Annotated in this window: 10 protein-coding genes; all 10 read left to right on the top strand. The window is 44.4% G+C overall.

Going from position 1 to position 6,143, the window contains the following annotated elements; genetic code table 11:
- Nucleotides 1-214 (top strand): ComF family protein (locus tag C1T29_RS24930; protein ID WP_331281198.1); only part of this gene is annotated, 214 nt, incomplete at its 5' end.
- 58 nt (nt 215-272) lie between these two features.
- Complete coding sequence (locus tag C1T29_RS21145; RefSeq protein ID WP_020453114.1) at nt 273-692, top strand: TIGR03826 family flagellar region protein; 420 nt, start codon at nt 273-275, stop codon at nt 690-692.
- Between the two features lie 79 nt (nt 693-771).
- Complete coding sequence (gene flgM / locus C1T29_RS21140; RefSeq protein WP_020453113.1) at nt 772-1,038, top strand: flagellar biosynthesis anti-sigma factor FlgM; 267 nt, start codon at nt 772-774, stop codon at nt 1,036-1,038.
- An 18-nt stretch (nt 1,039-1,056) separates the two neighbouring features.
- The gene (locus tag C1T29_RS21135; RefSeq protein ID WP_023856391.1) at nt 1,057-1,533 is read left to right on the top strand and encodes a flagellar protein FlgN; all 477 of its coding nucleotides are present in this window, start codon (nt 1,057-1,059) and stop codon (nt 1,531-1,533) included.
- A 15-nt stretch (nt 1,534-1,548) separates the two neighbouring features.
- Nucleotides 1,549-3,072, top strand: coding sequence for a flagellar hook-associated protein FlgK (gene flgK / locus C1T29_RS21130; protein WP_208945555.1), 1,524 nt, complete (start codon nt 1,549-1,551; stop codon nt 3,070-3,072).
- 10 nt (nt 3,073-3,082) lie between these two features.
- On the top strand, nt 3,083-3,994 hold the full coding sequence (flgL, locus tag C1T29_RS21125; protein ID WP_208945554.1) for a flagellar hook-associated protein FlgL: 912 nt from the start codon (nt 3,083-3,085) through the stop codon (nt 3,992-3,994).
- 49 nt (nt 3,995-4,043) lie between these two features.
- Entirely contained in the window at nt 4,044-4,610 is a 567-nt protein-coding gene (locus C1T29_RS21120) for a DUF6470 family protein (protein WP_026580171.1), read from the top strand.
- A gap of 21 nt (nt 4,611-4,631) precedes the next feature.
- A complete protein-coding gene (gene fliW / locus C1T29_RS21115; protein WP_208945553.1) occupies nt 4,632-5,063 on the top strand; it encodes a flagellar assembly protein FliW in 432 nt (143 codons plus the stop codon).
- Nucleotides 5,057-5,281, top strand: a complete 225-nt coding sequence (gene csrA / locus C1T29_RS21110) for a carbon storage regulator CsrA (RefSeq protein ID WP_101561412.1) — start codon at nt 5,057-5,059, stop codon at nt 5,279-5,281. The genes fliW and csrA overlap by 7 nt, the downstream gene beginning before the upstream one ends.
- A 134-nt stretch (nt 5,282-5,415) precedes the next feature.
- Nucleotides 5,416-6,143 (top strand): flagellin Hag (gene hag / locus C1T29_RS21105; RefSeq protein ID WP_208945741.1); only part of this gene is annotated, 728 nt, incomplete at its 3' end.

The raw sequence follows: 6,143 nt of genomic DNA, 5'->3' as shown, positions 1-6,143 counted from the left end.
AATCGAAAATGAAAAACAATCCAAAAAAAGCAGAAAAGAACGGATCAAGCCCAAAACGGTTTTTAGAACCGAAAAGGGATCGGTAAAGAATCTGGATATCATATTGATCGACGACTTGTATACGACAGGGGCGACCCTTCATCATGCCGCTGCTTGTCTGATGACATCCGGTGAGGCAAAATCTGTATCATCATTTACATTAATTCGAAGCTAAATCATTTTTTTTCCCTGCCGATATAAAAGATAGAATTTAAGGATAGGGGTCAAAATTTATGAGTCAATTGGCGAATTGTCCAAGATGTAATGCATTGTTTATGAAAAGCAGTTTTCAAACCGTTTGCGTTTCATGCTTGAAAGAAGAAGAACGTGCGTTTGAAACCGTTTATAAATTTCTGAAAAAACAAGAAAACCGGCAGTCTACAATGTTTCAGATCGTAGAAAAAACAGGTGTCGAAGAAGAGTTAATATTGAAGTTCATCAGACAGAAACGCATTCAAATCTCCAATTTTCCGAATCTCGGCTATCCGTGCGAAAGGTGCGGCACACTTATTCGGGAAGGGCGTTATTGCCTGTCATGCGATCAAGATTTAGCATCGCAAATGAGTCAATTAGACCAGCTGGAGCAGCTTGAAAAAGAGAAGAGAAATAGTTCTAAAGGCACGTACTATACCTTTAATCCTAAAAATGACTGATTCCCTAAACTAACTTGAAGCTCAGACGATAAAATGAGTATGATCATAGATAACTATGGCGGAAAGTGAGAGGAATCCCATGAAGATCAACCAATATGGAACACAACCTGTTAATCCTTATCATAAATCATTTGAAAAACAAACAGCTTCTTCCCAGGCTGCAGCACAGCCGGAAGATAAAGTTGAGATTTCTGCGAAAGCAAAGGAGCTGCAAAAAGGCCCTGATTTAATGAAGGAGCGTCAGGAGAAAATTGCCCAGCTGAAAGCAGCCGTAGAGAATGGAACATACAAAGTGGACGGCAAAGGCATAGCTGAAAAAATGGTTAATTTTTATAAACAGCAATAAAAGGAGGAAGTCAGTTCAGTGAAACGGGTGATTGAAGAGCTGGAGCGCTTATGCGTGCTGCATGAACATCTGCTGTCTCTGTCGGAACAAAAAACGGAGGCGCTGAAGACGAACGAAATAAAGGCACTTTCAGAAATCGTGACGAAAGAACAAAAGTATGTGCAAGCCATTGAACAAACGGAGCAGTCCCGCATTGAAGCAACTAAAAGCTGTATCGGCAGCTCGGACGCGACCATCAGCGCATGTATCAGCAGAGCTGCGGGCGGCGAGAAAAAGGTGCTGGAACAGCTGTATGCCAAGCTCTCACAGCTCGTCATTCGTTTAAAGGATGTGAACGATTTGAACAAGCAGCTGACTTTTCAGTCGCTTCAATTTATCTCGCTTACATTTGATATGCTCCTTCCGAAAGAAAGCGGTTCGAATTACGGAAAAGAGCAACAGTCAAATCAGACAGGCGGAACAAAACGGCTTTCTTTATTCGATTCAAAAGCTTAGAACGGAGTGAAAAAGATGACAAACCCAACTTTTTTAGGGCTGGAAATCGCCAAAAGAGGCTTGTCCGCGCAGCAATCAGCTCTGAGCGTGACAGCAAACAATATATCCAACGCCAATACTGAAGGGTATTCAAGACAGCGTGTCACATTTAAAGCGTCAACCCCTTATCCGACCGTTTCAAAAGACTCTATCGGACTTGCCGGCCAAATGGGTACAGGCGTTGAGATCGGTTCGGTTGAACGGGTAAGAGACAGCTTTCTGGACTATCAATACCGGATACAGAATACAAAGGCAGGCTATTCTAATGCAAAAGTGGACGCTTTTAACCAAATGGAAGGGATTATGAATGAACTGAACGACACCGGATTAAACAAGGTTCTGAATTCATTCTGGAATTCCATTCAGGAATTGACGAACAACGCCCACGAGCCGAGCGCTGCTTCTGTCGTCGGACAAAAAGGGCAGGCGGTGGCCGATACATTTAACACTCTATATCAATCGCTGACAACCGTTCAATCAAATTTAGGCGACCAGATTGATCAAAATGTGATGACGATCAACTCGCTTCTGTCACAGCTGAACAGCTTGAACGAGCAGATCGCCAAAGTCGAGCCAAACGGCTATCTCCCGAATGATTTGTACGATAAGCGTGATCAGCTCCTTGATGAACTGTCTTCAATGGTTAATATCAAAGTCAGCTATACGAAGACTGGCGGCAACCCACTTGCAACCGCTGAAGGCATTGCATCAATCGAAATCCTGGACGAAAACGGCCAGTCTCTGGGCAAGGTTCTTGACGGACCAAACTTCACGACTGAAACTGTCAAAGTAAATTACGACAACGATACAGGCCTTGTGACAGGCGTTTCCCTCGGCGGGACGGACATCGGCATCGAATCGTTTACTAGCAAAGGATCGCTGCGCGGTTTAATCGAGTCTTACGGATATATGTCAAACGGTAAAGAAAAAGGTTTGTATCCTGAAATGCTCGCAGATCTGGATACGCTGGCGCTTGCTTTTGCGAAAGAGTTTAATGCAGTCCATCAAAGCGGGTTTACTTCATCGGGAGAACCGGGAGGCATCTTTTTTGAATTTACCGGAGGAGAGGCTGAGCCTGCAAAGGGAGCCGCCGGCAAAATCAAAGTAACCGATGAGATCATGAATTCAAAAGGCGATAAAATCGCTGCATCGCTGAATGGTGAAGCGAGCGACAACTCCAACGCGACAAATCTCGCTAATGTCTTCACCAAGAAAATGCAAATCGGCGACAAAACGACGACCGTTTTAGACTATTATGCAGGTATTATCGGTGAAATGGGTGTAAAAGCTCAGGAAACAAAAAGACTCGCCAAAAATACAGAAACGCTTGTAAACACTGCTGAGTTGAACAGGCAGTCTGTAAGCGCCGTATCATTAGACGAAGAAATGTCGAACATGATCCAATTCCAGCATGCTTATAACGCAGCTGCGAGAATGATAACGCTGCAGGACGAAGTCCTCGATAAAATTATTAACGGCATGGGTGTCGTGGGAAGGTAGGTAAAGATTCATGCGGGTAACCCAAGGGATGATCGCAAAAAACTCTTTGCGCTACATCAATTCAAGCTATGGAAAGCTGGATAAGCTTCAATCCCAGATTTCGTCAGGAAAAAAGATTTCAAAGGCGTCCGATGATCCCGTCGTCGCAATGAAAAGCCTGAAGTACAATACGCAATTGTCCCAGGTTAAACAATATCAAAGTAATGCCTCCCAAGCTTTTACATGGCTTGAAAACACGGAAACGAACATTACAGAAGGCATTGATATCATGGGGAAAATCAGGGAGCTGACTGTTAAGGCTCAAAACAGTACAAACGGCGGGGATGAACTAAATGCGATCGGAGTCGAAATCGGCCAGCTGAAAGACCAGCTGATTCAGATCGCCAATACGCAGGTCAACGGCCGCTACCTCTTTAACGGTACGAACTCTGACGTCGCTCCGATCACAAAAAACGCAGATGGTACTTACACATACAATTTTGAAAACTATACAAGCAGCTCTGACGTCAACATCAATGTTTCGCCAAACGCAACCTTAAATGTAAACTCAAATCCGATTTCGGCTTTCGGCGGGCAGTCAGGCAGCGGACAAAATGTGTTTGAAATGATTGAGACTCTCGAGAACGCCTTAAAAGCGGGAACAATGGAAGGGATGGAAAACGCCCTCTCAGACATTGACCAGTTTTCCAATCAGATGAGCAATGAGCGGTCTGATATTGGAGCACGCTACAATCGGCTCGAATTGATCAATTCACGGCTGAGCGAACAGGAAGAGACGGCGACAAAAGTTTTGTCAGACAACGAAGATGTTGAGCTTGAAGAAATCATTACTGAATTTATTACACAGCAATCGGTTCACAGAGCTGCACTTGCCGTAAACGCGAAAATTGTTCAGCCGACACTGGTTGACTTTTTAAGATAAAAGCGACTCTACCCGAGTTGCTTTTTTTCAGCAAAAGGAGGATATCATAATGGAGATGCCGAGGCTGATCATGCAAAATATCCCGGGCCGCATCGGTTTAACAACAACGCCGCCGGATTTGAAAATGGAACAGCCGCGCGCCGACTTGAAAATCGAGCAGCCGCCGGCTGAACTGGAGATTACAACTACCCCTTCGAAGCTCACGATTGACCAGACTAAAGCATGGGAAGACTTAGAAAGAAAGCATATCTTTAAAAGGATTGAAGAAGGGGCGCAGCAAGGCTATCAGGATTGGCTTGCCGGAATGGCTCGGACCGCTGAAGAAGGGGACGAGATGATGCGGATTGAAATCGAAGGCAATCCGCTTGCAGACCAGGCGAGACGAATCAGCGAGCCTGAACCGATTCAAATCGGCGTTCATTTTACGCCGTCATTTGACAGGGTGAAGATCGCATATGAACCGGCTAAAGTGAACATTGAAGCGACGCCGCGCAAGCCTGTTATCGAAGCAACGCCGAATAAACCGGTTGTTAACTATACGCCAGGCAGTGTGAAAGTTGACATGCTCCAATATCCGGAGGTAAAAATAGATGTGGAATACCCAAAACAAAAGTAATTTAGCAAAGGATCGTGAATGATGATCATCAAAACGAAGTATCACGGAGAAACACAAATTCAAGAAGATCAGACGATCATGTTTAAAAACGGCCTGCCCGGATTTACAGGCGAAAAGAAATTTGTCATTCTGCCGCTGTCCGAGGATTCGCCGTTTGTCGTCCTTCAGTCGGTGCAGTCGGAAGAGCTTGCATTCATTGTCGCCAGTCCGTTCGTCTTTTTCAAAGATTATGGCTTTGATCTTGATGAAACGACGGTTGAACTTCTTGAAATCGAATCTGCCGAAGACGTTGAAGTGATGGCGATTTTAACGATCGAAGAGCCGTTCGAGAAATCAACGGCCAATTTGATGGCGCCGATTGTCGTAAACCGCAGAAAAATGCTTGCCAAACAAGTGATTTTGCATGCCTCTTCTTATCAAACAAAGCAGCTGATAGGAGGGGAAGCATGCTAGTTCTATCCCGCAAGCTCAATGAAGCGATTCAAATCGGAGACGATATCGAAGTGAAGATCATATCCGTTGACGGAGATCAGGTGAAAATCGGCATTGACGCGCCGAAGCATATCGAAATTCACCGCAAGGAAATCTATTTGGCGATCAAGGAAGAAAACAGCCGGGCCGCTTCCATTTCCAACGACTTGCTGGCGAAATTATCCTCACAAAAAAAGTGAGGATTTTTTTATTTTTGCTATAAACAAATCAAAGGGAGTTCCGATATATAGTATGTAGCAGGAAGGACAGCCTGAATGCTCCAAAATATGCACATGGACGTGCAATCAAACACATTTCAAGGAGGAAATACACAATGAGAATCAACCACAACATTGCAGCGCTTAACACGCTGAACCGTCTGTCTTCAAACAACGGCGCAAGCCAAAAGAACATGGAGAAACTTTCTTCTGGTCTTCGCATCAACCGTGCAGGAGATGACGCTTCTGGCTTGGCAATCTCTGAAAAAATGAGAGGGCAAATCCGCGGTTTAGAAATGGCTTCTAAAAACTCTCAAGACGGTATCTCTCTTATTCAAACGGCTGAGGGTGCATTAACTGAAACACATGCGATCCTTCAACGTATGCGTGAGCTTACAGTTCAAGCTGGAAACACAGGTACACAACAACCTGAAGACCTTGCAGCAATCAAAGATGAAATGGACGCACTTGTTAGTGAAGTTGACGGAATTTCAAATCGTACTGAATTCAACGGTAAAAAATTACTTGACGGATCTGTAACAGCAGGGTTTACATTCCAAATCGGAGCGAATAACGGCCAACAATTAAATGTTACGATCGATAGTATGAGTGCTAGTGCGCTTGGTGTAGAAACTGCAACTGTTGATGTTACTAATTTCGATGGAACAGCAGCAACTTTTGATCCTGTATTAACAGCTGTTGACTCAGCTATTAAATCAGTATCAGCTCAACGTGCAAAACTTGGTGCGGTGCAAAACCGTCTAGAGCACACAATCAACAACTTAAGCGCTTCTTCTGAGAACTTAACAGCTGCTGAGTCTCGAATCCGTGACGTTGACAAGTC

Source organism: Bacillus sp. MBGLi79 (assembly GCF_002953915.1).
Note: the sequence above shows the minus strand (reverse complement) of the source record. Positions and strands in the feature narration are given on the sequence as shown.

What these genes read in the sequence shown, in the direction of transcription:
- flgK (WP_208945555.1), top strand. Translation starts at nt 1,549, where the DNA reads ATGACAAACCCAACTTTTTTAGGGCTGGAAATCGCCAAAAGAGGCTTG.
- fliW (WP_208945553.1), top strand. Translation starts at nt 4,632, where the DNA reads ATGATCATCAAAACGAAGTATCACGGAGAAACACAAATTCAAGAAGAT.
- csrA (WP_101561412.1), top strand. Translation starts at nt 5,057, where the DNA reads ATGCTAGTTCTATCCCGCAAGCTCAATGAAGCGATTCAAATCGGAGAC.
- C1T29_RS21120 (WP_026580171.1), top strand. Translation starts at nt 4,044, where the DNA reads ATGGAGATGCCGAGGCTGATCATGCAAAATATCCCGGGCCGCATCGGT.
- C1T29_RS21145 (WP_020453114.1), top strand. Translation starts at nt 273, where the DNA reads ATGAGTCAATTGGCGAATTGTCCAAGATGTAATGCATTGTTTATGAAA.
- flgL (WP_208945554.1), top strand. Translation starts at nt 3,083, where the DNA reads ATGCGGGTAACCCAAGGGATGATCGCAAAAAACTCTTTGCGCTACATC.
- flgM (WP_020453113.1), top strand. Translation starts at nt 772, where the DNA reads ATGAAGATCAACCAATATGGAACACAACCTGTTAATCCTTATCATAAA.